This is a genomic window from Streptomyces sp. SAS_281 (assembly GCF_052542855.1).
This window is the reverse complement of the sequence record NZ_JBMNDO010000001.1, coordinates 131401-155798: the sequence shown is the minus strand read 5'-3', so window position 1 is coordinate 155798 and position 24398 is coordinate 131401. Positions and strand designations below refer to the sequence as shown.

The 24398-nt window shown below is 67.4% G+C and carries 21 protein-coding genes and 3 pseudogenes; 17 read left to right on the top strand and 7 right to left on the bottom strand.

Annotated elements, in window-relative coordinates:
* Positions 1-54: 54 nt before the first annotated feature.
* On the top strand, positions 55-405 hold the full coding sequence (locus ACN6LM_RS00665; protein ID WP_445063258.1) for a DUF397 domain-containing protein: 351 nt from the start codon (positions 55-57) through the stop codon (positions 403-405).
* A 79-nt stretch (positions 406-484) separates the two neighbouring features.
* Positions 485-1456 carry a helix-turn-helix domain-containing protein gene (locus tag ACN6LM_RS00660; RefSeq protein WP_445063257.1) on the top strand — a complete coding sequence of 324 codons (972 nt, stop codon included), beginning with the start codon at positions 485-487 and terminating at the stop codon, positions 1454-1456.
* 21 nt (positions 1457-1477) lie between these two features.
* Here the strand turns inward: ACN6LM_RS00660 and ACN6LM_RS00655 are convergent, their stop codons facing one another.
* From ACN6LM_RS00655 to ACN6LM_RS00645, 3 genes are all read right to left on the bottom strand, one after another.
* Positions 1478-2335: an SAM-dependent methyltransferase gene (locus tag ACN6LM_RS00655; RefSeq protein ID WP_445063256.1), complete on the bottom strand. Its 858-nt coding sequence runs from the start codon at positions 2333-2335 to the stop codon at positions 1478-1480.
* A 139-nt stretch (positions 2336-2474) separates the two neighbouring features.
* The gene (locus ACN6LM_RS00650) at positions 2475-2882 is read right to left on the bottom strand and encodes a hypothetical protein (RefSeq protein ID WP_445063255.1); all 408 of its coding nucleotides are present in this window, start codon (positions 2880-2882) and stop codon (positions 2475-2477) included.
* Positions 2883-3076: 194 nt separating this feature from the next.
* A complete protein-coding gene (locus ACN6LM_RS00645; protein WP_445063254.1) occupies positions 3077-3316 on the bottom strand; it encodes a hypothetical protein in 240 nt (79 codons plus the stop codon).
* Positions 3317-3904: 588 nt separating this feature from the next.
* Here ACN6LM_RS00645 and ACN6LM_RS00640 point away from each other — a divergent pair.
* The 4 genes from ACN6LM_RS00640 to ACN6LM_RS00625 all read left to right on the top strand — a co-directional run bounded on the left by ACN6LM_RS00640 (position 3905) and on the right by ACN6LM_RS00625 (position 5758).
* Positions 3905-4423 (top strand): DUF6207 family protein, encoded by a 519-nt coding sequence (locus ACN6LM_RS00640; protein ID WP_445063253.1) that lies wholly within the window; start codon positions 3905-3907, stop codon positions 4421-4423.
* A gap of 122 nt (positions 4424-4545) precedes the next feature.
* The gene (locus ACN6LM_RS00635; protein WP_445063252.1) at positions 4546-4965 is read left to right on the top strand and encodes a hypothetical protein; all 420 of its coding nucleotides are present in this window, start codon (positions 4546-4548) and stop codon (positions 4963-4965) included.
* Between the two features lie 101 nt (positions 4966-5066).
* Positions 5067-5417 (top strand): hypothetical protein, encoded by a 351-nt coding sequence (locus ACN6LM_RS00630; RefSeq protein ID WP_445063251.1) that lies wholly within the window; start codon positions 5067-5069, stop codon positions 5415-5417.
* Positions 5418-5449: 32 nt separating this feature from the next.
* Positions 5450-5758: a DUF6233 domain-containing protein gene (locus ACN6LM_RS00625; protein ID WP_445063250.1), complete on the top strand. Its 309-nt coding sequence runs from the start codon at positions 5450-5452 to the stop codon at positions 5756-5758.
* A 43-nt stretch (positions 5759-5801) separates the two neighbouring features.
* Here ACN6LM_RS00625 and ku read toward each other — a convergent pair whose 3' ends face one another.
* On the bottom strand, positions 5802-6722 hold the full coding sequence (ku, locus tag ACN6LM_RS00620; RefSeq protein WP_445063249.1) for a non-homologous end joining protein Ku: 921 nt from the start codon (positions 6720-6722) through the stop codon (positions 5802-5804).
* 376 nt (positions 6723-7098) lie between these two features.
* Between ku and ACN6LM_RS00615 the strand changes: the two genes are divergently transcribed.
* Complete coding sequence (locus ACN6LM_RS00615; protein ID WP_445063248.1) at positions 7099-7641, top strand: hypothetical protein; 543 nt, start codon at positions 7099-7101, stop codon at positions 7639-7641.
* A 92-nt stretch (positions 7642-7733) separates the two neighbouring features.
* On the opposite strand, the gene ACN6LM_RS00610 is transcribed toward ACN6LM_RS00615, so the two are convergent.
* Positions 7734-9056, bottom strand: coding sequence for an XRE family transcriptional regulator (locus ACN6LM_RS00610; protein ID WP_445063247.1), 1323 nt, complete (start codon positions 9054-9056; stop codon positions 7734-7736).
* Positions 9057-9531: 475 nt separating this feature from the next.
* On the opposite strand from ACN6LM_RS00610, the gene ACN6LM_RS00605 reads away from it, so the two are divergent.
* The 7 genes from ACN6LM_RS00605 to ACN6LM_RS00575 all read left to right on the top strand — a co-directional run bounded on the left by ACN6LM_RS00605 (position 9532) and on the right by ACN6LM_RS00575 (position 18017).
* A complete protein-coding gene (locus ACN6LM_RS00605; protein WP_445063246.1) occupies positions 9532-10101 on the top strand; it encodes a hypothetical protein in 570 nt (189 codons plus the stop codon).
* Positions 10102-10142: 41 nt separating this feature from the next.
* Positions 10143-11708 (top strand): glycoside hydrolase family 3 N-terminal domain-containing protein, encoded by a 1566-nt coding sequence (locus ACN6LM_RS00600; RefSeq protein WP_445063245.1) that lies wholly within the window; start codon positions 10143-10145, stop codon positions 11706-11708.
* Positions 11699-12748, top strand: a complete 1050-nt coding sequence (locus ACN6LM_RS00595; protein WP_445063244.1) for an Ldh family oxidoreductase — start codon at positions 11699-11701, stop codon at positions 12746-12748. The genes ACN6LM_RS00600 and ACN6LM_RS00595 overlap by 10 nt, the downstream gene beginning before the upstream one ends.
* Positions 12745-14343: a hypothetical protein gene (locus ACN6LM_RS00590; RefSeq protein WP_445063243.1), complete on the top strand. Its 1599-nt coding sequence runs from the start codon at positions 12745-12747 to the stop codon at positions 14341-14343. The genes ACN6LM_RS00595 and ACN6LM_RS00590 overlap by 4 nt, the downstream gene beginning before the upstream one ends.
* Complete coding sequence (locus ACN6LM_RS00585) at positions 14340-16469, top strand: hypothetical protein (protein ID WP_445063242.1); 2130 nt, start codon at positions 14340-14342, stop codon at positions 16467-16469. Before ACN6LM_RS00590 ends, ACN6LM_RS00585 begins: the two co-directional genes overlap by 4 nt.
* 190 nt (positions 16470-16659) lie before the next feature.
* Positions 16660-17505, top strand: coding sequence for a sugar phosphate nucleotidyltransferase (locus ACN6LM_RS00580; protein ID WP_445063241.1), 846 nt, complete (start codon positions 16660-16662; stop codon positions 17503-17505).
* Positions 17502-18017 carry an NUDIX domain-containing protein gene (locus tag ACN6LM_RS00575; protein ID WP_445063240.1) on the top strand — a complete coding sequence of 172 codons (516 nt, stop codon included), beginning with the start codon at positions 17502-17504 and terminating at the stop codon, positions 18015-18017. Before ACN6LM_RS00580 ends, ACN6LM_RS00575 begins: the two co-directional genes overlap by 4 nt.
* Before the next feature lie 816 nt (positions 18018-18833).
* On the opposite strand, the gene ACN6LM_RS00570 is transcribed toward ACN6LM_RS00575, so the two are convergent.
* Complete coding sequence (locus tag ACN6LM_RS00570) at positions 18834-20288, bottom strand: hypothetical protein (protein ID WP_445063239.1); 1455 nt, start codon at positions 20286-20288, stop codon at positions 18834-18836.
* A gap of 112 nt (positions 20289-20400) precedes the next feature.
* On the opposite strand from ACN6LM_RS00570, the pseudogene ACN6LM_RS00565 reads away from it, so the two are divergent.
* Together ACN6LM_RS00565 and ACN6LM_RS00560 are read left to right on the top strand one after the other, a co-directional pair.
* A pseudogene (locus ACN6LM_RS00565) lies at positions 20401-20903 on the top strand (Tn3 family transposase); the annotation flags it as partial.
* A gap of 331 nt (positions 20904-21234) precedes the next feature.
* A pseudogene (locus tag ACN6LM_RS00560) lies at positions 21235-21716 on the top strand (transposase); the annotation flags it as partial.
* A gap of 522 nt (positions 21717-22238) precedes the next feature.
* On the opposite strand, the gene ACN6LM_RS00555 reads toward ACN6LM_RS00560, so the two are convergent.
* On the bottom strand, positions 22239-23078 hold the full coding sequence (locus ACN6LM_RS00555; RefSeq protein WP_445063362.1) for an endonuclease NucS domain-containing protein: 840 nt from the start codon (positions 23076-23078) through the stop codon (positions 22239-22241).
* Positions 23079-23833: 755 nt separating this feature from the next.
* On the opposite strand from ACN6LM_RS00555, the pseudogene ACN6LM_RS00550 reads away from it, so the two are divergent.
* Positions 23834-24121: pseudogene (locus ACN6LM_RS00550) on the top strand (hypothetical protein); the annotation flags it as partial.
* Positions 24122-24398 lie beyond the last annotated feature (277 nt).

Sequence of the window (24398 nt, the reverse complement as noted above, 5' to 3'; positions counted from 1 at the left end):
TAGTGGGACGGCGGTGTTCGATTTCCAGAGGCTAACATCCCTTTCAAGCAGGGCATGAAATTTCATGACGGGATTTCATACCCGCCCGACCTGCACGGCCTTACAGACGGCCAGAAACGAGCAGGACTAATGGGATTATCGAACAGAGAGGGATTGCCGCCGATGCAGCAGTTTACGAACGGCATGCCTGCTAACCTCGTCAAAGCGGCTTGGATCAAGAGCCGCAAATCTGAGGCCAATGGTATGTGCGTACAAGTCGCCGCACTCCCGAATGGCGGTTACGCGATGGCCAACTCCACTGACGCCACCGGCCCCGCCCTGATCTTCACCGCCGAAGAGATGGACGCCTTCATCGAAGGCGTCCGGCAAGGCGACTTCAATGGGCTGTTCACCCACAACAGGTAGGCAGGGAACGAAAGTTTGGGCGTCACCATTCTCTCAGGCGTGCCATGATGGACATATGACCGCCCGCTAAGGAGAGAGTGTGTCCTCGGACCCTATTCCCATCATGCGTCTGGCCCGGCCGGCAGCCGGGCCAGCCACGACGACGACGGCCGCCGCCATCATGCTGGGCCTGTCCGTCAAGGCTCACCGTGAAGCGGTCGGCCTGCGGCAGCAGGAGCTGGCGAAGTCGATTCACGTCTCCACAACGACCGTCTGCCGCCTCGAAAAGGGTGAGAAGAGCCCACAACGCCGTACGGTCGAAGGGGCGGCCGACGCCCTGAAGGTCGATAACAAGACGCGCGATCTGTGGAGGGTGTTGGTCGCCCGCACGGAGGAACCGGAGTGGTTCCAATCGCGGTTCGCCGACCTCACCCCCGACTGGTTGAAGCGCCTGTTGGGCCTGGAGTCGATGGCAATCGATCTCACGCTCTACGACGTGCGGCTGGTCTCCGGACTCCTCCAGACGCCTGAGTACGCCGCCTGCGTCATCCGCACGGGGCTGCACCGTCGGGAGTGGGACGGCGAGAAGATGGAACTGCGGCTCGCCCAGCGCGTCGAGCGGCAGCAGCGTGTTCTCGGACAGGCTGAGCCTCCCACTGCCATCTTCTTGATGGACGAGTCGGTTCTGGTCCGTCGCGCCGGGCCCGACGAAGTGATGCGGGCCCAAATGGTTCACATGCGCGAACTCGCCGACCTGCCGCACATCGTCATTCGGTTCGTCCTGCTCGACGCGATGATTGCCGGCAACGAGGCCGCCATGGCTGGCTCAATGGCACAGCTCAAGTTCGGCAGCGACGGCCCTCCTGACATGGTGTATGCCGAGCACTACGGGTCTGCTGACTACCACGTCAAGCCCGAACGGAGCCACGACGAACGCGCCCGGCCCTGGTCGCAGAAGGACATGGAGTACGAGAGCCACCTGCAGCTGCTCCTGCGCATTCAGGGCGAAGCCTGTGCGTCGCCCCAGCAGAGCCGCCGCATGCTGGAAGAAGCGATCCGCCGTTACTCCTAGCAGCCTGCCGCTGCCGGCTACCTAGTCCCGGGGCGGCACGATGCCCAGCCCGCCGTACTCCGTCCACTCGATACTGCGTTGGCGTTGCTGGAGCTCGGAGTCAGGTCGCCAGTCGGTTACATCGACAAGACCTGGCTCCGCCTTGATGAGCCCTTCGAAGATCGCTTCGACATCGCGCTTCTCCCGCACGCGGCCCCAGTTGCCGTGCGTCTGGACCCGCATGAGTTCGGTGACATCATCACGGACCTGCGGGTCGTCGCTGACCAACTGGCACACCACGACGCAACTGCCGGGAACGAGACGCTCAACCACTCGGTGGACGAGTTGCGCGGGGCCTGCGCTGTCGGGCAAACAGTGCAGGACGGAGACGAACAGCGCGGCCACCGGCTCGGAGAAGTCGATGAGTCGCTTCAGTTCCTTGTGGGCGAAGATCGTCTCAGTGTCCGTCATGTCCACCGGGAGAATGGCAGTCCTGTCGTTCTCGTTGAGCAGCGACTGCCCGAGCGCCAGGACAACGGGGTCGTTGTCGATGTAGACGACACGAGCCTCCGGATCGGCCTCCTGGGCGATCTGATGCACGTTGCGCTGGGTCGGAAGACCGGAGCCGAAGTCGATGAACTGCCTTATCCCATGTTCCTTAGCGATGGCCTCGACCACGCGTTGAAGGAACCAGCGATTGTTTCGGGCAATCTCGCGTGAGGTAGGCGCGACGCGAAGCAACAGCTCGCAAGCCGTCTGGTCCACCTCGAAGTTGTTGCTGCCTCCAAGTAACCAGTCGTACATCCGGGCAGCGCTGGGCACGGACAGATCGACCACAGACTCCTCTTCCGCCACACCTGACCCCTTGCTGATTGCGGCGTCCACAGTGGAGTTGCCCATCCTAGGAGGGCATCACACCGTTCACCACCATCAATCAAGGAGAAGGGTGGCGTGAGGTGGCGATTTGTAGCGCGCAGGAGTGCTTCACCGGGGAACGTGCACGCGGGTAGCGTCCGCTTGTGCGCCAAGTGCGCCAATGTCAGGTCAGATACGGAAGGTTCCGGCGGGCGACGGCCAGGCCCGCATGCACCACGGACTTCTCCACTCCCATGAGTTCAGCCGCCTCACCAACGGCCAGCCCGAGGCGACGGCACAGCAACAGACTGTCCGCACTTGCCTCGGGCAGACCCTCGTAGATGGCGGTCACGTCCGGGTCGGGCGCGGCGCCGACACGGGCCAAGCACCGCACCTGGTGGCGAAGTTCGTCCCACACATCCGCCGCGGGGCTCGGCTGCCCCAACAGCCAGTCCCAGTCCTCGCGGGCATACGCCAACGCGGCCAGCACGGCGCCGGCGGCATCCGCCTTCTTCGCGAGGCGGGCGCTGGTGTAGCGGGCGTATCGAGGAAGGTTGCGTTCAGAGAAGGCCACGAAGCCGAGGTCCGACACAGTCGCCGCACACCTGGGCCGCACCGACGAATGACGCCACGGGCCACATGACGGCACACTTGATCGATAGGTGAAGAGAATGAGGTGCTCCTCATGCATGCAGGGTCGCAGCACCAGCACACGTAAGTGGTTCCGCGCGCGCTGGGGCAACCGCGAAGGCCCCGCGCGCAGGGCGCGGGGCCTATAGAGCGGAACTACCTTCCCGGGCCCCAGGTGACGAGCACACCGGCGTGCCAGGCAAAGCCCAGCATCGTCACGATGAAGGCCGACTCGTTCACGTCCACGACGGTCCCTGTGACCACGGTCCAGACCACGACGAAGGCCGCGAGCGGCGCGCACAGCCGGACCACGGCCTGCCGTTCGGGAACCGCGTGAATCCCTACGGAACCGATGTTGAAACTGGTACCGTGAAATTGCCCGGAGGGCTGCTGCACGCACCCTCGGCGAATTGGTTCGAGCATTTGTTTGTTTCCTTCGTGCTATTCGTCCCCGGAGTCGTGATGCAACCACTGCTCCAGGCGGGCCCCAATCGTGGAGCCCAGACACGAAAGTACTCCCCCAGCGGGGGCGTTCCGGGCCGTAGAGGGTCCCGTGAAAATTCATTCTTGTCGCACTAAACATCTCGATCAACTTCGATCAGCACAGGACAGTACGCGTCCGGATTTCACTGCGAATCGAGCGGTAAGCGCCGGCGTCCATGCCCACCCCGACGGCGAACCGCCTCTTGCTCGTAACCACCGAGTTTGGACGGCTCCCCGCTGTCAGGTGACGCATGCTCGGCGCCGCTCTATCGAGGAGACGCGTCAGCCTTTTTGACACAGGAGCATCAAAACGGCGCATGGCAAGCGCCAAGCGACGCCACCACCGCTTCACCCCCGCGGCACCGAATTACCCGAACCAGTGACATCAAAGTGGCGTCGGCGGGACACCGCGCGGCGTGGTCCTGCGCCCTCTCGTCTTCTTCTGGGTGAGGCCCCGACCCGGCCCGTAACGCCGGCGGGACGACAACCGTCTGTCAGGGCATGAAAGACCACATCGCGCGGCATCTATCCGGGCCCGGGACCGGCTACGTCGACATCGTCGCAACCGACGAGGAAGCCCTCCTGCAGATCGCCGAGCTCCTCGCACGGACCTGGACCTCGAGCGGCCCTCCCACAATCCGGGACTTGCCCGGACAGGCGGCCTGCACCGCACGGGTCCACCTGGACACCTCACTCCCGGCACCCGGCCGGATGCGGGTGCTGCCTCGCGACTGGGTGCGCTTCCCCTCCCCGCCCTGGGGCGGGCAACTGGACGGCACGAAACCGACGTCTGTACGCCGCCGGAATGACCACCGCCCGTGCGGACGGCAGGCCGCGGAATGGCCACGCGGATACGGCGCGGACGACCCCGGAGCCTGCTGGTCACACCTGAACGACGAAGAGCGGGAGGAATGCCTCCGGGTCCGGCAGGCGTACAAGAACGCGTTCTGGGTCCTGAAGGGGCAGCACCGGGCGGAAGCCGGGCACGGCCGGGACGAACGATGCAATGACTGCATGTGAGCGGCCGGTGGTGCCATATCGGTGCCAGCCCCGGCGACCGGGGATCTATCCGTGGGCCGCGCAGGTCAGGCGCGTGTCCGTGCGGCAGGATCAGGCAGGTCAGTAAGACGGGGAGGTGCCTGGTGATCACCCAGGGAGTGCAGGTCACTTCGCGGTGTGCTGCGTGCGGCGGTGTGCTGGTGCGTGACGTCGGCCAGTTCACCGAACGGGGCCAGCTGCGCTGGGGCATCGAGGGGCGGTGTCAGAAGTGCCCCGAGGGGTGGTGCGAGACGGGTACAGGGCCGGCTCCCCAGGAAGTCAGGCAGGCGCTGCTGGCTGAGCACGGGGCGGTTCGGCTGCGTCTTGCCGACAAGGGCGGCAGTCTCGTACCGGTTCTGCGTGCGCTGCGGGAGATGAACGGCCTGTCCCTGGGCGAGGCCCGGCTGGCGGCGGCCGATCTCAGTGGGGAGGGCCTCATAGGCACCTTCGTGGAGATGACGCTCTTGGCGCAGGGACTGGAGAGGCGCTCCGTCGCCACGACGCTAGCCACGTCGCCGGACTGACCACCGCGCGAACCGGGCAAGCGGGGCCGTCCGGGTGAGCGCAGGCGGCGGCGCCAGCGTGCCCCTCGCAAACCAAATTCGAACAGTCGTACTATTCGAGTGTGTCCACGTACGACTTCCCCCAGGACCTGCGCGACGCGCAGCTCGCTCTTCACCGCACCCGTGCCGCCTACGACGAGTACGCCAAGACCTTGCCGTGGTCGGCCGAGCCGCTCCCCGGCTGGGAAACAGACGCGCAGCCCCAGTCCGGCTACCGCTCCGCCAAGCCCGACAGCCCCGGCTACACCCCCGAGCAGCGCGAGCAGGTCGCCAAGTACCGGGCCGAGCTCCTGGAGCTGAGCGCGACCGTGTCCACGCACCCGTACTGGGCGCAGCTCGGCGAGGGCGTGGTCGCGGCGCGGATGGCGCTCAAGCACGTCCACGCAGAACAGCTCGCCGGCGAGACGGGCTGAGCACCGTGGCCGGGTCCGGCTCGATATCCGCGTTGGAGAAGTGGCGTGCCACGCGGGAGTACCTCGCCTGGCAGCTGCGCTGCGCCGACCAGCGCGTCCGCGAGCTCGAAGCCGCGGAGGAACAGGAACGGCTGAGGGCGGCGCGGGAGCGGGAGCGGGTCACGTTCAAGATTCAGCCGCAGCGCTCGCACGAGGGCGCGCTCCTGCACCGCGGGAACTGTGGCCTCTACAAGAGCCCCTTCGGCTACCTCAGCGCCGACGACGCGGCCGTCGCCCTGGACGAGCCGGACATCGAGGCGTGCCAGATCTGCCTCCCCGAGGACGCGCTGCCGCTGGTATGACCCCGTCGGCCGGCGCCGTACCGGGGGGCGCTTTCGGTCAGCGTCAGGATGCGGAGCGCTTCTTCGCGGACTTCGAGGGTGCGGCCTTCTTCGCCGTCGTCTTCTTGGCGGCCGGCTTCTTCGTGGGGGTCTTCTTGCGGGGCCGGATGTCGTGGACGGTGGCGTCCTCGCCGCTCTCGCCGCGCTTTTCCTTCGCCGCGGTGACGGAGGCGTTCAGGGCGGCCATCAGGTCCATGACCTTGCCGGACTCCCCCGCCCCGCCGTCCTCGGCCGGCTCTGGTCGCTCCTTGCCCTCGGACTTGGCCTCGATGAGCTCTTCCAGGGCGTCGCGGTAGCGGTCCCGGAACTGGGCGATGTCGTCGGTGGTCATGGACTCGGCGAGCTGGACGGCCTGCTCGATCTCCGACTCGTCCAGCTCCACCGGCTTCGGCGCGAGGGATTCGGGGCTGCGGACCTCGTCGGGCCAGTGCATCGCGTGCAGCACGATCGCGCCTTCCTTCACCTGCAGGAGCCCGAGCCGCTCACGGCCGTGCCACGCCCATTTGGCGATGGCGACTTTGTCGGAGCGCTCCAGGGCCTTGCGCAGGAGGGTGTAGGGCTTGGCGGCGACCTGGCCGTCCGCGCCGAGGTAGTAGCTCTCGCCGATCCGTACCGGGTCGATGGTGTCGGCGTCGACGAACGCGACGATTTCGATCGCCTTCGCGGTGGGCAGCGGCATCTCCTGCAGCTCCCGGTCGGTCACCGGGACGACTTGGTCCTTGGAGACCTCGTAGCCCTTGCCGATCTCCTCCTGCGACAGCTCCTTCTCGTCGAGCTCGCAGACCTTGCGCGTACGGACCCGGCCCATGTCCTCCAGATGCACCCGCCGGAAGTGGATCGAGTGATCCTCCGTCGCGCTAATGATCTTCGTGGGGATCGTGACCAGCCCGAAGCTGATCGCCCCCGACCACAAGGGCCTCGCCATATGCCCACACCTCCAGCACCCCTGGACAGGACAGACGGAGACAGGCCGCACACCGGACGCGTACGTCGCACACCCCGACCGTCACCGCACCACGATCCTCACGCCGCGCACGACCTACCGCATCCCGGGCCCCGCCGAAGTGCTCGCTGCCCTCCAGCTGCCACCCCTCGCTGGGGAGCGGTCGTGACCTCCGCGAGGTCGGCTCGTTGAGTCCCTGGTGCCGCATGAAGCTGCCGCGACGGTGCCTGGCTGAGAGCTCCCGGCCCATGACCGCGAGACAGGTAGGCCCTAGGCGCGCCGCGTCATCGCAGCAGAGGACTGTGGAGAGTCACAGCAGCTCCGCGTGGAGTCATGGGATCGCACGCGAGGAACGCTCATGGCATCCCAAGCACGCAAGAACGCCGCTCGTCGGCAGCAGGACCTGACAGGAGCCAGCCGTCGCGCTGCGCTGCAGGACATCCGCAACACCATGCCGCCGGTTCCGCATGCTCAGAACGCGAACACAACGACGGGTGCGAGGACGCCTGCTCACGTCGTGCCGCCGGAGCTCACTGCTCTCGTCCAAGACTTCGTTGGCTGGGAGCAGCACCATTTGAACGAGGCGGTCAGGGCTGCGCGCCAGCACGTCGAGTGGCCGGCGAACTGGCATCGGCTGGTGCTCTACGCGCTCACGGACGCTCTGGTGTACAACTTCTTGCTGGTCGGTGCACTTGCCGCATATCTCCAGGAGGAAGGGCTGGACGCGGAGCTCTTGTGCCAGCACCTCCAGTCCCCCAACCCGGATCGATACATCAGCCAAGATGCCTTGGATCTGCTCGCGGGGTTGATGGGCAGGGCTGTCGCGGACGGTCAGCAAGAGCCCACGTGGCATTTCATCGGCACCCAGATCGCCGAGTACGGCGTTCAGGACCGCGGCTAAGAAACGGCCCCCTTGCCCCGCGCCCTGCGACATGAGCCCGGCAGTCGATACAGTCCAACAAGTACCTCGACGTCCCACCGCGTATGTACCCGTTAGGCTGCGCGGAGCTTTTCGATGAAGTCATCGACACCCGTCACCTGCCGGTAGGGCTTGAAGGCGGGCGCAAGTTCGCGAACCTGGGCCACGCAGCGTTCGGCACCGATTCGGTGCGCCAGTTCGAGGGCTTCTTCCGTGACGGCGAGGGCGTGCTCGATATCGCGGGACTGCAGGAGTCCTCTGGCTTGGTACGTCAGAAAGATGCCGCGTGTCTTGCCCCGGGCCTTCGGCAGCAGGCTGAGGCCCTCGCGCATCTTCGCCGAGGCATCGGCGAGCTGGCCGAGGTCGAGCAGGCACTGACCGGAGTCGACCGCGAGGTCGGCCGGACTCATCCATGAGCACCAGTTCGGTGCCGCATCGGTGGGCTGCACAGACAGTGCTGTCTCGGCGTCGGAGAGATCGCGGTAGCACAGGGAGCGTTCTCCGAGCGCGGCGTAGGCCCTGGCCCGGCGGAGGAACAGCAACGACCGGGCGGTCGGGTGCTGGGTGCCGGTAATCGCGTGGCCGAGCTGGTCGACGGAGACATTCGGTTGCCCGAGCCAGTTGGACTGATAGGCGAAATCAGAGAGGACGCCGGCCCCGAAGTCGCGGTCGCCCGCGGCGTGGGAAGAATGCAAGGCCGCCGTCCACAGCTTTCCCGCCGCGTAGTGCCTCCCCTGGTCGAACCGGTACCAGCCGCATGTGGTGGACAGGGATGCGGCAAGGCTGTGCAGCCGTTTCGTAGACGTCCCGGTGTGGCGTCCGCCTTCGATCAGGTCGGTCACGGTTTCCAGGTGGGCGTCCATCATCTTGATGGTGTGCTGTCGCTGTTCGGTGGGGAGGCCAGTCAGTTTCCGGCTGGTTTCCTCCAGCCAGTCGATGAGTTCGTGATCGGCTGTCGTTCTTCCGCTGAGTGCGGAGGCCAGATGGTCCGGTTCGATCGAGACCCATTGGGCTCCGAGGCCGGCCAGAGCGGCTGCGCTGTAGGTCATGAAAGTACGGCGATCCATGGCAGCTTTCTGTGCGTCGCGAAGGACTTGAACGGTGTACCCCGACCCAAGCGGCAGCGGGATCTCCGAGCCGGGCAGCCAGTCCGGCCAGCCGTACCGGTCCACGTCTGCTAGAGGCACGTCGAACACTTCGGCATCGGCCATGAGGAGCTGCGTCTCGCGGTTCGGCCGCTGAAGCCAACGCTCGTACCGGCTGATGGTCGTCTTGTCGGCGCCAGAGCGCAGCCCGCGCTTCCGGGCGGCCCGGTCCAGGAGATGGACGAGCTCGTTCTGGGACAGATCGTTGACTTTTCTGGCGTAGGCAAGCGGGTGCCGGATCGGGTTGTCCACGCCTCGATTCCATCATCGACCGTGACAACGACTCTACCGTCAGCGACGACGAATCTACCCCGCATCTACAGGCAACTCCTTATGCGTTGACGGAGGTTGGGCTGTACTCGACGCACATCGAGCAGGTTCCGCTCGAAGCCGGAACAAGTCCTCCAGGAAACGACAGCCACAGACACCAGTCGGTGGCTCGCGCGCCCCGAGGTGACAGCTCGATCCGGACGGTTCTCCCCTGCGCTCCCATGCCGGAGCGCGAGATCGTGAAGGAACGCCCATGCCCAGACTCTCCGCTCCCCCGCCGGGGGACACCGCTCGACGCAACCGGTCTGGCCGCTGGCTCGCTGGTGGAGCCGGCCGGTCTTCTCGCCGGCCGCGCATCCTGATCGACGGACTGGACCTGTCGGGTAAGACGACTCTGGTCGACGCTCTGCTCACCATGTGTGCCGCGCAAGGGACCGCAGCTGTACGCCACCGAGGGATGCTCGCTGAGCACCACCCGCTGGAGAAGCTTCTGAAGCGGCTGCCGCTGGCCCACCAGTACGAGTCGAGCGGAATCACCACCGCCTACCTCGTCGGAGGGTTCGCCCTGGACGCGCTCCTGGTCCGCGTCGACCCGCCGCGATGCGCCGACGCCGTCCTGGTCCAGGAAGGCTACGTAGATCGCACCATGGCCGTCGGACTGGCCGGCGGCCCCTTCCTGTCGGCCGCCCTGGCTCTGTGGGCCGCGCGCTACTTCGCCGCCTTCGACGTCGCCGTATACGTACACGCATCCCCCGAGGCGCGGCGCGCCCGGATGCTGCGTCGCCAGCGCGTGGACGTCGGTGACCGCAACAGCGTCGAGGAAGGCTTCGCGGGTCGCTTCAACTCGGCGCTTCTGCACCACCTCGGCCGCCGCCACCGCACGGTGCTGGTCTTCGACACGGAGCAGTACACCCCCCAGGAGATGGCCCGGCAGATCCTCTCGGTTGCCGGACTGCTGTCGGAGGAGACACACCGGCCCAGCGGCGACGGCTTCGAACTCGTCGTCCCCGCGACGCCGGCGTCCTGATTCCCATCCGGCAAACGAGCGCGTGAGCGAGGAGGACCGCCATGCCCGGAAACACCGCCCAAGCAACACCGGACCTGAAGGCGTGCATCGATCTGATCGTCCGTCCCGGCCGATACCCTCTGGCCCCTGACATCACCGAGGCCCGGCTGGAGCGCGTGGCCGGCGCGGCGTCCGGGAGGATCGGTAAGGACGCGATCACCAGCCCGGACGCGCTCCACCAGGCTCTGCGCGGGGCACAACGGCTGCTTCCGTACCCGTTGTTGGTGAGCGTGAACCAGGAGGGGGGCCGACTCAACGCACTCGACTGGCCGCAGGTGGCGCAGCTTCCCGCCAACCTCGCTCTCGGTGCGGGCCGGAACCCGGAGGCGGCCGAGCTGGCCGGGTCGGTCGTCGCGGGCCAGCTGCGGGCTGCGGGACTGACCTGGAATCTGGCGCCGGTGTGCGATCTGGCGACGTGGCCGTCCGTGCCGGCGGTCGGAACGCGATCCTTCGGCTCGGACCCGGAAGCCGTGGCCGCTATGGCGGCGGCCTACGTCCGGGGCCTGCAGGGCGGCAGAGTCGCAGCGACGGCCAAGCATTTTCCGGGACTGGGCGGGATCACAGTGGACCCCCACCATGGCTCCCCCGTCACCGAACGGCTCCCCCGTGGAGTGCTGCTGCCTTTCCGGGCTGCGGTGGAGGCCGGGGTGGCGTGCGTGATGGCAGGCAGTCACACCGTGCGGGCCCTTGACGACCGGCCCGCGCTCGCGTCACCACGCGTCCTTGGAATGCTGCGGGACGATCTCGGCTTCACGGGCGTGATCGTCAGCGAGAACCTGTCGATCCCTGCGGTGCACCAGCCGTTCGGCGGGCTCAGCGAAGCAGCGGTGGCAGCCGTTGCCGCCGGCGTGGACATCGTGATGCTGGACAGCGAGATCTCCCGCGGCCACCAGGACTTCGCCCAACGAGCGGCCGGCGTGCGGCGCCGCGCGCTCGTCGCCCGGGCCCTGTGGGACGCGGTGCGTGAACACCGGGTGAGTCAGGACCGGATCGAAGAGGCCGCGGCCCGTGTGCGGGCACTGCACCACGCCTACGGTCTCGGAGCCGACGCTGTCCTTCCCTCATGGGATGAGGCGAACGCGGCGGCCGAGCACGCGGCCCTGCGTATCGCAGGCCGATCGGTGGCCGTGGTCCGCGGTCGCCACGTCCTCCCGCTCTCCTCCACTGAACCGGTGCTTGCGGTACGCGTACCGGACACCGGGGAGCGCCGGGCCGACAGTGCCCGCCGGGCCCCGGATCATCTGCCCGGCTCTCTTACCAGGCACAGGCCGGTGACCTCTGTCAGCCCGGGTTCTGCCATACCGCCGGGCTCCGGCACGGTCGTGGTCTACGGGTACGACACGGGCGGCGGCGCGGCGGCCGAGGCGGCCCGGTGGGCCGGTGCCGGGCGTGTGGTCGTCCAGGTCGCTTTCGGTGATCCGGACGACTTGGTCGGCTCGTCGGCCGATGTCCTGGTCGCGGCGTTCAGCCCGCACCGCTCCAGCGCCGAGTCGGTGGCGGACCTCGTGCTGGGCGGCCGGGCTCCCGGCCCTGCCGATGTCCCCGTGGGAGGAACGACATGGCGATAACGGTGCGCCCCGAAGAGCTGGCCGACTACCTGATCCGCCTGTACCTGGCGGCGGGAATGACCAGGCTCGGGGCGCGAACAGTGGCCGCCGCGCAGGTAGAGGCCGACCTCAGGGGTGTTGTCGGTCACGGCAGCAGGCTCGCTCCCGGGTATGTGGCCAAGCTGCGCTCCGGACGCCTGACAGCCCGGCCGAAGATGATCCGCCGACCGGCCGGGGCCGGCTGCCTGGTCCTGGACGCGGACCGGGCACCGGGTGCGCTGGCCGTGGAACACGCCGTCTCGTTCTCGGCCACCGAGGCGCGCCGCCAGGGCGTCGCGCTCGTCATCGTGCGTAACGCCGGCCATGCCGGCGCCCTCGGTGTGGGGGCAGCGCAGCTGGCCCGGCGTGGGCTGGTCGGGGTGCTGGCCACGCAGACGTCCGGGCCCAGCGTGGCCGTCCTGGGCGGGCCGGGGACGGCGCTGCTGGGCAACTCGGCGCTGGCTGTAGCCGTTCCCGGTCCCGACCCGCAGCGGCCGGTGCTGCTGGATATGGCCGCCGGATCCATGTCCTGGGGCCGCCTGCACGAGCATGCCCGTACCGGTCGTCAGCTGCCCGAAGGCTGCGCGCTCGACCAAGGTGGGCAGCCGACCCGCGACCCGGTTCGGGCCGCCGTCCTGCTGCCGTCCGGCCAACGGGCTCAGGCGCTGGTCATCGTGCTGGAGCTGCTGGTCGGCGCGCTGACCGGAAGCCCCGCACTGCCCTGCGGGAACGAAGGCCGGGGTCTGCTGTGCCTGGCCATCGACCCTGCCCGTCTCGGTACCGGCGGTCAGCTCGCCGCTGCCGTCGCCGAAGTCGCCCTTGCCCTCAGCGAGCACGGCGCCCGGCTGCCCGGGGAACGTGTCTGGTCCCATCGCGACCACGCCGCCACCCGGGGCATCAGCCTGGCCGAACCGGATCTGGCCGCCCTCGTGGCCGCCGGCGACCCGCACGTGCACCCGCCACCCGCCTGGACCACCCGCCACGACGACCGCACCGACAACTCCACGGAGGTACTGCTGTGACCACGCACGCCACGCCGCCCACCGCCGAGGCCATGGCCCGGCTCATCGCCGCTGGCCCTCGGGTCCTTCATGACCGAGGACTCCGCCCGGACGCCGCCCAGGCTCTGCAGAGTGCCCTGGACATCGCGAACCCGTACCCGGTGGTTACCACCGCTCGCCGCCTGTGCGACGGGAAGCTGGAACTCGCCCTGGCCGACGTCGTCGAGCAGCGGCTGCTCCACGAAGTGACCGGCCGCCGCATCCCGTTGCAGGAACTGCCCTCCCGGACCTTGCGCCCACTCACGGCCCGCCACCAACTCAGTCCGGACCAGGTGGACGCGCTGCACTTCGTGCTCCGCTGCACCTTCGCCTACCCCGGCATTGTCGGCACCCCCGACGCCCCCCTCGCGCTGAAGGCCACGCTGTCCGACGGCTTCAAGCCGGTCGCCACCGCCCAGGAGATCGCCGCCACCCAGGCGATGGCCGGCCCCGACGGTCTGAACACCAGTTACATGGTGTCGCAGATGAAGGGCGGGGTCTCGGTCGACTTCGGAATCGGCTGCCCGCTGATGTGCGCCTACTGCTACCGGCGCGAGGGCGACACCGTCGACGGCTACCTCGGGTCGTGGGAACCCACCGGGTTCCTGACCGCGGACCAGGCAGTCGAGCGTCTGCTCGCCCACCCCTGGTTCACCCCGCACGTCACCCCGATCGGTCTGCACATGTCCACCAGCGAGGCGTTCCTGCCCAAGCTGTGGCCCAGAACGTGGGCCGCCCTGCAGCTCCTGGACCGCCTGGGACTGACCAACCGCGTCTCCTGCATCACCAAGTACACGCTGTCCGACGAGCAGATCGCATGCCTGGAGTCCCTCGTCAACGTCGACCTCGACGTCAACGTCTGCTACGCCGCGATGCCCGAGGCGATCGAACCGCCCAACCGCAAACGGCGTCTGGACTTCCTGCGCCGCATCCTGACGTCGGACCGGATCAACACCCTCGCCTACTACCGGCCGATCGCCGAGGGCATCAACACCACCGACGCCCACCTGCGCCACGTCTGGGAAACCTTCAAAGAGGCAGGTGCCCGCACCATAGTCCTCGGGGGCCTCAAGTTCGGTGACGACCACGTCCACTCCTTCATGTCCTACGGCCTGCCGCTGCCCAGCGGGTCGTTCACCCCGGGAAAGAAGCTGCTGACCGGCGCCACCGAGAAACGCATCATGACCGCGTTCGACGAGGTGTACGCCGATGTCCCCGCGAACGAACGACCGGCCGTCCTCAAGCGCTCCTCCTGCGGCCGATCCGTCGAACGCGGCAGCCACATCCCCGACTACAACGGCCACTACGACCTGCCCCAGACCAACTGCCGCCTGCGCTGCCCCACCGCCCAGCACGACGTGTGCGCGGCCAGCCAGAGCCCTGACGAGGAGACCGTCCGCCAGCTCCTAGCCCGCATCGACCGGGAAGGGACGCCGGTCGACATCACCCCCTCCACCGTCGTCGTCCACGCCGACCTCAGCCCGTTCGAGCGCACGTTCCTGCGCCAGAACCTCCTCCACCCCGTCCACACGGCCCGCCAGGCCGCCGACCTCGTCGCCGGAAGGCTCTCCGCATGACCACCCTCCCCGCACCGCGCACCTACCTGCCACTGGCCCAGTCCCCGCTGCTCACCGGCCGTACGTACCGTGCGGACGCCGAACTCGCGATCCGGCTGGCCCACCAGGCATTACCCGACCCGGCCACCATCCGCTCCCTCCTCAACGTTCGCGCACCCGAGGCGGCCGACCAGATCACCACCGCCCTGGAAGCCCGGACCGACCTGCCCCCCGCGGCACTCGCCCTGCTGGTCGCCCACCGCCCAGCGTCCAGGCCGGCCACGGCCCGGCTCAAGAACCTGCTCTTCCCCGGCCCGGCCGCCGGGTGTCACACCTTCGCCCGCACCATGGCCCAGCTCGCCCACCGCCCCGAAACGATCGACCACCGGTTCCTGGCCAGCCCCCGCTTCGCCGAAGCCGCCGCCACCGTGAACCCCCAGGCGCTGAACGACCTCCTCGCGCCCCTGCTCGCCGCCCCCGTCCTGACCGGGCCCGCCGACGCAGCCCTGGGGGCCCTCATCCAGGCCCGCAGCGCGGCACAGATCCCGGAGAGTGACCTCGACCAGGCCGCCGCCCGTGCGAGAGAACGCACACGGCGCACCCGGATCGGCACCGAACTCGCCGCCCGCCGCGAGGAGACAATCGCCGCTCTCGCCCAGCACACCGGCGGCCTCACCCTGGCCGCCGCGCTCTGGTTCGAAGCGCTCGCCGAGGCCGCCGACACCCCGCAGAACGCCGGACGCGCCCTGGCAGTCGCCCTCCTCGCCCCGGACACGCTCGCCGCCGACGCGGTGCCCGACTGCCCCTGGCCCGGCGTCCAGGCCCGCTGGCAGCAGCTTCGAGCCGCCGCTCGCGCCGCGAGTCGGCAACCCCAGGTCTGGTCACCGGCCTGGCAGAAGGCCGCCACCACCACAGACGGCTCCACCTGGGACCCCAGCCAACGGGCGCTGATCGCCGGGTACGACCTTCTCGTTGAGCACGTCCGCACCCACTACACCGAAGACCCCGCGCCCACCCCCGAGCGGTGCTGGGCCTCCGACCCGGCAGGACGTGCCCTGCTGCACACCATCGCGGACCACCTCACCGGCCACCTCGGGCACAGCCCGCTGCCGCACTTCGACGACGCCCTGCTCATCACCTTCGTTCAAGCCCACGCCAAGAACAGCCGGCACAAGATCCCCGGAGCCCTGCACATCCACGGCCTGATCGCCGCGCTCAAGGCAGCCCGCTCGAAAGCGGCGCTCCTCACCCTCACCCAGACACCCGACGTCGGCATCGTCATCCCCATGCGCTCCGAGACCGGACGGCTCGCCCCCGCCTCACCCGACAACCCCGACGGACTCGACGCCCTGGCCGCAAAGACTGCACAGCTCGCCTGGCTCCTCGAAACCCGACCCGACGCCCGCGCGCACCTGCTGCTCATCGACGAGGCCCCCGACAGCGCCTCCGCACAGGCCGCCGCGGAACTGACCGGCTCCCACCCCCGGATCAGCATCACCATCGCGCACCGAGCGGATGTGACAAGCAGCAAGGGCGGAGCGGTGCTGTGGGGCCTCAATCAGCTGCACGCCGCCGGCCACACGACCCTTGCTTACACCGACCTGGACCTCACCTACCCCCTGGACCAACTGGGCCTGCACCTCGAAGCGCTGACCCGCTCCGGAGCCGGGGCGGTAATCGGGTCGCGACGCAGGCCCGACTCGCACGGCTACTACCCGCCTGCCGGCCCCACGCCGGCCACCCTGCTCTACACGCAGGTGGTCAACGAACTGCTCAGCCTGAACGTCAGCGACCCCCAGGCCGGGTTCAAGGCGTTCACCCGCACCGCCCTCGCCGCCGCTCTGCCCCAGGTCACCGATCACCGGCTGTCCTTCGACACCGACCTGCTCGGCGCCCTTCAGCACACCGGCAACCACATCATCGAGGTCGGCATCGCCGCCCTGCACCGCTATGTGAACGGCCAGGTCGGCACGCCCCGCGACTACGACACCATGCTCGCCGCAGTCCACCAGCAGGCCGTACGCCACGGTCTCGACCCCAGCAACCGGGCCACCCCGATCTGGGACCGAATCCGTGGGGCCGGCTCGCTGACCGACGCCGCGGCCCCCAAGCCTCTCTCCGTTTCGATCACACCCCCCGCCCACTGATCCAGAAGACGCACTCCGCCAAGCCGCCTCGCTCAACAGCGATGGCGGCTAGGCCGGTTGAGTGCAACCGCCGTGGACTGCGGGTTCACAGAAACCATGCACGGTATGCGTAGACTGTCGCGCCTATCCCGCCCCGCCGGGCCCTGCCAAAGGACCACAGGCAGAGCCCGCACCCACCCGAAGGGCCCGCGTGAGTCGCGCCGTCATCGCCGTAGCCGGCATGGGAACCCGCTTCTTCCCCATCGCCAAGTCGGTCAACAAGTGCATGCTGCCGGTACTCGACCAACCCGTCCTCGCCTACGCGGTCGCCGACTGCCTGGCAGCGGGCGTGCGCGAGATCGCGATCGTCACCTCGCAGGGCGAGGGTGGACGGCAGGTCCGCCACTACTTCACCGAAGACCACGGCATGCGGGACTACTTCGCCGCCCGCGGCTGGCAGAAGAAGTACGAACCGATCGCGCACCTCCACGACCAGGCGGACTTCCACTTCATCGAGCAGCCCCGCGACAGCGACCGGTACGGAACGGCCCTGCCCGCGATCCTGGCCGCCGACTTCATCGGCGACCAGGACTTCTTCCTCATCGCCGGCGACGACCTGCTCCTGCGGACCGACGGCGGATCCGACCTCGCCGACCTGGCCGCCGCCCGCGACGCCGCCGGCACCGCAGGTGCTGTCGCCGCCTCCACTGTCCCCGGCAGCGACGCCCACCGGTACGGAATCCTGAAGCCCCGAAACACGAAGGACGGCCGGCAGGTAATGGACGACCTGCTGGAAAAGCCGACGGCCTACGGCGCACCGACGGCCTACATCAACATCAGCCGCACGCTGCTTCCCGCCGAGGCCACCGCCTACTTCGAGAAGCTCACCCCGGCCGCGAACGGCGAGTACCAGGCCACCGACGCCATCACCGCCTTCGCCCGCGACCACAACGTGCTCATCCACCCCGTCACCGGCCAGTACTTCGACTGCGGCAACCCGATGGGCTGGCTGGCGGCCAACAACGCTGTCGCCCTCCAGTCGCGGACGGACTCATGACCACGACGGGCGCCGTTCCGGCCATCGCGATCCGCACCTGCGCCGCCATCATCGAAAGCGACGAAATCTGCCTGATCCGCCGGGCCCGCCCTGGTGGAGACCAGTACTCACTGCCGGGCGGGCTCCTCCACCCGGACGAGGAAGTGCCTGTTGCGCTCGCCCGCGAACTCAAGGAAGAACTCGATCTCGATGTCACCGCCCTCCCCGACCGTCCCCGATTGCGCTGGGCACAAGACCAGATCACGACACGCCCCGGCAGAACCGGCACATTCCGCCGGCTCCACCTGATCCATCTTCTGCCCCTCCCCCGCCACGTCCGGGCCTCCCTCCCCACAACCGAGCAAGACGCCGAAGACGTCACCAGCGTGGTCTGGGTTCCCCTCGCCCAGGCCGCCCACCGCCACCTCTACCCCGCCATCGGCACCGCGCTCAGTGAGCTGACCGGGCCCACCGACCCGCCCAGCGACATACAACTCCCCCCGATCACCGACCAGACGTACACCTGGCGCTGACCAAACGGGGCGCAGCCACCTGCCCCGCCCCGGGCCTTACACGCCGAGCAGATCCGGCCTCGGTACTGGTGGGCTCGCCTATTCAACTGTCGCCAGTTCCTCGTGGGCCCCACCCTGCTGGTGACCGTGTGCGATCGCCAGCAGGTATCGGCTCCAGGTTCCTCCGCACTGCTGTACCGGCAAAACCACATGCAGGGATGGCCCGTTGGGGGCTGGTGGCAACCCTGCTTCCGGTGGAACATTCGGATGCATGGGGAATAGCCAACGCCGTCAGCCGTGGCCCAGCTTCGTAGCCTTCGTCCATAGCGCCGACGGCGATGTCGTCGAGGCGTCCCTGACTCCACGAAAGGGCTGGACGTACACCAAGGTCCGCCTGACGACGAACCTCGTCGCGCTCCAGATAGTTCTCGATCGTCTGAAAGCCGGAGAAGGCGTACGCGTAGCGGTCCCTGATCCGCCCACGCCACCCCGCCAGATCGTGATCACGAGGAGCACCAACCGGGGCGCCCTTGTGGCCGGGTCGCAGAAGGGTAAGGGTCGGCAGTCGCTGATCGAGCTGGTGACGTCCGCGGTGGAGATGCACCCAGAGACTGAGGCCGGCCGAGAGGCTGAAGAGGTGGCGAAGCGTCGCGAGGCGGAGCGGCGGCAATCGGCGCACGGACCGCAGGACGAACGCACCCCCTCGGTCAGTCTGCGTACGGTTTCCGGTGGCCTGCCAACCTTGAGGCGCCGTAGGTGACGGGGCCGGTTGGCACAGCGGTACAGCTACTTGTGAGCCGACTTCGCATACCAGAACCATGCTTCGGTGAGCGGGCTCTAGCGGCGTTTGGAGAGCTGCACTTCGATGCGCTCACAGTTTACCAGCATGTCCATCAAATGCAGGAAAGGAAGGTAGCAGAGGTCTCCGGGAATCACCCCCTCGTGGACAAAGAGAAGACTGCGGTCGAGAGGATCCTCTTCGATCTTGCCGAATGAATGAGCGCTGTTCCGATCCAGACGGATGTACATCTGGACGGCCTTGTCCCAGGAGATATTTTGCGGACCTCCCTTTCCTGGCATTTCAACCAGCCCGTCGGTGGAGTAGTGACGGCTTCTGGTGATGAATCCGTCCTGCACCTCTTCCAGGGCTCGTGCTGCACGCTCACACAGGGGAAGTGCCACTTCGGCGACCGGTGAAGGCAGTGTCTCACGCAGTCTCTCCAAGACTTTACGGACTTTGCTGGGATTGGTCGCGTTGTCGAACGCGTTCCATCGCATTCCTTCCAGGCAATCGAGCGCATCGTATGCCGCGCGCAGGGCGACACTGTGACTGTTCGAGCGCATGGCCTCGGCTGTGTCACGGTAGAGGCGCCCCAGGCTCGCGATGAAGGCGAGGTGGCGAGTCGGCACATAGAAGCCCTGTTCATCTTTGAAGCCAGCAGGGTCAGTAGCTATGCGGAGGAGCTCAGCGGAGCGTTGCACCCACCAGCTGAGATATGGACCCGTAAGGTCCACGCTTGGGGTGGTCGCGCGCCCCCTTGGGCTATCGAAGCGTGCCATTGGGAGAAGTGCATCGGTGAGGCGGTTGCTTGGCCAATCCGCATCACTCAGCGCCTGGCCAAAAAGCCAGACGCCGCATGCGAGCAAGCGAGCAGCCGCTACACCAAGCACTTTCGGAGACGCTGCGGAGAGCGCTGGAAGTACGAACGTGAGTGCCCCGATAGAAACGTCCTGCGTGAGCCCTTGTGCGACAGGGAAAAGCTTGCCGACTTCTCCGCCTATTGCAGGGAGATCCTCTTTCTGGAAGGCCAGCGAGGTGAGGATGCGTGGGAAGTTGGCCCGGCGAGGCAGGGCGGAGTCACTCAGCACAACTCGAATTTCAGAAGCTGGCCCGTCGAGCAACGTCGCCCGTTCACTCAGGAAGGCTCGCATGACACCGGCCAGTTGTTGTCCGGGAGTGAACATGAACTCGAGTTGGAACTGAGCCGCCAGTGCAGCGGGCGTCTGCTGCTGGCGGACCTTCGCATGGCCAGCCTGAGTGAGGGAGGAGACCTCTATAGGGGTGTCAAACAGTTCAGTCAGCCGCGAAAAGGACGCTGGGTCTGCTGCGCTGGCGCGCTCAGAACGCAGCAACGGTGACTGACTCCGCCGGTAATCCTCCTGCACGCACACGCGCCAACCGCCGTCCGAAGTCCGACGAGCTTCAAGACCCGCATCGTTAGCGAGCGTCCGCAGCTTCGCCGGCTGCAGCTGCGAGGCCGCAAGGTTGATCCATCGACTACTGGTGGTCACGAAGACATCTTGTCTTCACCTTGGCCTGGGCACTAGCGATTTCCTCAGATGTGCCTCACTTGCCTGCCACTGTGTCAGGACGAGGATCAGCGGCAGAGCTTGACACTCCTAGATAATCACCGACGATGCCTCGTACTCGGACATGGTGTTCGGCCTGTTCAAGATCCTCGGCTACAACTTCAGTCCGCGGTTCCGCGACCTGGGCGACCAGCGGTTCTGGCGGGCCACGATGCCCGGCGTCGAGACGGGCACCTACGGCATGGTGGAGGACCTGGCCCGCAACCGTGTGAACCTGAACAAGGTGATCACGCACTGGCCGGAGATGCTGAAGGTCGCCGGTTCCCTGGTCACCAACCAGGTCCGCGCCTACGACCTGCGGTCCTCCACGCCATCGTGCTCTGGAGCACGAAGTACATCGACGCCACCGTCGCCCAGCTCCGCGCCGAAAGCCACGAGATCGGAGACGAGGACATCGCTCGCCTGTCCCCGCTCAAGCACCGCAACCTGAACCTGCTCGGCCGCTACAGCTTCACCGCCAGCACCCCGGCCGCCGGCGCCCTGCGCCCGCTGCACGACCCGGACGGGCCGGAGCTGGACGACGACGGTCAGAACTGACCCGAACGAATCCTCTGGTCCGAGTCAGGACTCGGCGGGCGCTTGTACAGCTCCGTGCCCTGGGGGCGGCCAGCGGCCCAGCCTGGGCATCAGGTTTCGTCGACCAGCTTGAACGTCCAAGCGTACGGATGGCCATCTACGCCGGAGACCAGGGCGGGCAAACCCCGCTCAGAGTCGTAGCCGAGACCCCACGGACTGCCGTCGGCGACGACATTGATGAAGAAGCTGTCAGCCTCCCCGCCTAGCGCGAGCCTCCACCGGCGTGGCTCTTCCAGAAGTTGGGCCCGAACCTTCGTGTGCCGGCTGTCCTGAAAGTCCAGTGGCGGACCGGGATCCGCATATCGTGATCGTCAGCGACGCCGGCTATGACATCACCCGCCTGGCCTGGGTCCTGCGTGACCTGCCCGTCGAACTGGTCGGCAGGGTGCGGTCCGACCGGGTCATGCGGCTGCCGAAGCCGCACCGCCGACCGGGGACGAACGGCCGGCCACCCAAGCACGGTCCGGAGTTCCGCTTCACCGAGCCGGAGACCTGGCCCGAGCCCGCGATCACCACGGTCACGGACACCATCAACTACGGCAAGGCCGAGACCCAGGCGTGGGACCGGGTCCATCCCGGCTCACCCACCGCTCCTCATGGCTCGACCACGAGGGCGAACTACCCTTGGTCGAGGGCACGTTAATGCGACTGAAGGTCGAGCACCTGTCGAAAGACCGGGACGCCCCGCCGGTGTGGCTATGGTCCTCGAAAGCCGGCGCGACCCCGGACGACGTGAACCGATCCTGGCAGGCATTTCTCCGCCGCTTCGACCTGGCATCCGCGCGCTGGGCGGCCGGGTCGTCACCTACCGCCGGGATTCGGAGAACCGGGACGCCCTGGTGGCCGAGATAGCCGCCCGTGACGGCCTGGCCGTCGTCCCCTCGGCGAACTCCCTGCATATCATTGCCGGGGCCGGGACCAGCCCACCAGCCCCGAGGCCGAGATCGGCCTGTACGGCTTCGTCAAGCGCACCAGCTACCGACCCCGGCCTTTCCTACGTCGCCGCACGCGGCAGCCGAATCAACGGGCCTGGCCAGCCTCTCGACAGCAGCTCACCGTGACTGCTGGAGGCCCACCGCGTCCGCCACCGGGATCCTGGCATTGAGCGGACAAACACCGTCGGCGGCTAACCGAGTAGCGGTGGCAATATACCGGCGGTTCCCCGGTTACCGAAACCGGGGAACCGCCGAATACTTGTATATCCACCGCCACTTCCTGACCAGCCGACGAGAGGCAGCACCCGACGAGCACAACTCCAACCGCGAAATCCGCACGGCAGTACCGAGCGTCGCCCCTTCACGCAGCCGCGTAACTGAGTCGGAACAGTTCCTGGGCACGCTCCAGGTCGCCCTCGGTGCGTAGCTGAACCTCCAGGTCGCCCGTGCCGTGGTGACCAAGTCCCGTCACGTCCCGCGTGAATCCAGGCACTAGGTCCACCGCTGCTGGCGCCACCTTCAGGTAAACCACCACTTTGACTTGCTGCGGCGGGATGAGGCACGCGAAGTTTCGGAGCCGCTGATAGGCGCAGTACTGCTTACGCTGGACCCTAGTGACGTTTCCGCCCAGTCCGACGAGAACCTCGTCGACCGCCTGTGCCAGCTCGGACATTGCTCCGCCCTGCTTTCGACGGAGCGGCTCGCCGGCTGCTCGGCGACGTTCCCGTTCACCCTGAGCCGATCGCCCCGTGACGGAAGCCACAGTCTCAAGACTGAAATGATCCCTGCCGAAGTACTGGTAGCGCACGAGATCGATTGACCGTCGGTGCTCCCGGACGGCGTGCGCGTCATAGCGGGTGAAGTCGCCGGCCACACAGATCAGCCGAGGTGCGCTCCACAGGATCTGGGACGCGGCCGTGACCCCGAGCCGGTCGCGAACCAGGTTCCGGAAGACGTCCTTATGATTCACCAGCCAGGCCATGTAGTAGAGGCCCTGGTTGATAACGCCGGCGTCTGTGCCGCGCTTGTACTCAACGATCACGGGTGCGCCGTTCTCATCGAGACCCAGCGAGTCGATACGTCCGCCATCGGCGCATCCAATCACGTACTCACTCGCCAGGAATCGCACCCCGAGCATCGCCTCCATGTGCGCCTCGATAAGGCTCTGCACATCCGCCTCAACGTCGGCAAGACGCGGCATGACCTCAGTCACGCCGCCTCTCGATGTATGGAACAGCTTCACGCCCGACTTCCCCCCTCGGCTAGGAAATCGACAACGTCGAGCAGGGGCAGATTTGTTTCCACACGAGACCACGGGGCCGTGAAGAGAGCGTGTAGACACATCCTGCCCCTGCTCGCTCGACGTGCCGGGCGGCACTCCACCACGTCACGGCGGGCAAACGCGGGCCAACGGCGCCCAAGCCCTCCCCCCGCCCCTCCGGAGCCTCTACGCGGCGTCGAATCCGTCACAGAGCGTTATCAAGCCTGGGTGCCCACCGACCCCGCCTGTCACGCCGTCAGAAGTCGCCGCGATCGCCTGATGATCCGTCAGCTTGTGCGTCAAACGTGCGTCAGAAGGGCCCGTCGTGCGTCGAATATGCGTCAAGATATCGCCCGTAGCGCCCACAGCGCACATAATGCACACTCGATAATACGGCAGGTCAGGCGCCCTTTGCGGCGGGCTCAAGGATCGCGACGCACTCCACATGATGGGTCATCGCGAAACATGTGGAGCGCAAACGCGTGGAAGTAGCCGCAGTTCAGCACCCTACGGCTTACATTCTGGGTAAAATGCTCGCGTGCGCTACGTGCGCTGTGTGCGTTACGTGCGGCTTCTTGACGCACGAGGCACCCAGCTTGCCATTCAAAAATTGGGCCCCAGGCAGACCCCCACGAAACCAGTCCGCCCAGAGCACTCCAGCGGCCGTTAGGGTTCCAGCCGGCCCCGACCCGAGCATGGAAGCCATCGGTCACGCCGTCGTCGAAGGCCGAACGGGCGACACCGCCTCCGCCCGCCAGAAACTCCTGAAGCGGTGGCCGGAGATCGGCGTCACAGGCGACCCGCCGCACCGTTGCTCACTCGCCCAATACCGGGCGGACCTCTATGAAGATCCCGCCCAGGCCATCGCCTGAGCCGTCCGGGCCCTGGACGCTGTTGATGCCGTGACCGAGCGGCGCGTCCAGGGCCACCACGCCAGCCTCCATATCGCCGGCTTCTCCCTCTCCCTCCACCTCAACCTCGCGACACATGTGGAACAGAAGCATGTGGAAGTCGTCGCAGGCCAGCGGCACACATGAGGAAGTCTGAACGAGTTGCCGCGGTGCGTTACGTGCGCGCATCTGACGCACGCCGCTGGCGCGCTGTTCGCCGGACGTCAGGCATACCGTCCACGGGCGCAAGGGTTCGACGTCCGGCGAACAAATGCGTGGACCAACCCGTCACCCTGCGGGCAGGGGTGCTCTCTCACCCGATGGACCACGTGCGGCCCATATCCCGCGGGTCCCGATCCGTGGCGGTGCG

Coding starts and splice junctions, on each gene's coding strand:
- ACN6LM_RS00585 (WP_445063242.1), top strand. CDS start 14,340: ATGACCACCCTCCCCGCACCGCGCACCTACCTGCCACTGGCCCAGTCC.
- ACN6LM_RS00665 (WP_445063258.1), top strand. CDS start 55: ATGAAATTTCATGACGGGATTTCATACCCGCCCGACCTGCACGGCCTT.
- ACN6LM_RS00655 (WP_445063256.1), bottom strand. CDS start 2,335: ATGGGCAACTCCACTGTGGACGCCGCAATCAGCAAGGGGTCAGGTGTG.
- ACN6LM_RS00575 (WP_445063240.1), top strand. CDS start 17,502: ATGACCACGACGGGCGCCGTTCCGGCCATCGCGATCCGCACCTGCGCC.
- ACN6LM_RS00600 (WP_445063245.1), top strand. CDS start 10,143: ATGCCCGGAAACACCGCCCAAGCAACACCGGACCTGAAGGCGTGCATC.
- ACN6LM_RS00555 (WP_445063362.1), bottom strand. CDS start 23,078: ATGCCGCGTCTTGCCGACGTTGAGGCGGATGTGCAGAGCCTTATCGAG.
- ACN6LM_RS00605 (WP_445063246.1), top strand. CDS start 9,532: ATGCTCGCTGAGCACCACCCGCTGGAGAAGCTTCTGAAGCGGCTGCCG.
- ACN6LM_RS00615 (WP_445063248.1), top strand. CDS start 7,099: ATGGCATCCCAAGCACGCAAGAACGCCGCTCGTCGGCAGCAGGACCTG.
- ku (WP_445063249.1), bottom strand. CDS start 6,722: ATGGCGAGGCCCTTGTGGTCGGGGGCGATCAGCTTCGGGCTGGTCACG.
- ACN6LM_RS00595 (WP_445063244.1), top strand. CDS start 11,699: ATGGCGATAACGGTGCGCCCCGAAGAGCTGGCCGACTACCTGATCCGC.
- ACN6LM_RS00640 (WP_445063253.1), top strand. CDS start 3,905: ATGAAAGACCACATCGCGCGGCATCTATCCGGGCCCGGGACCGGCTAC.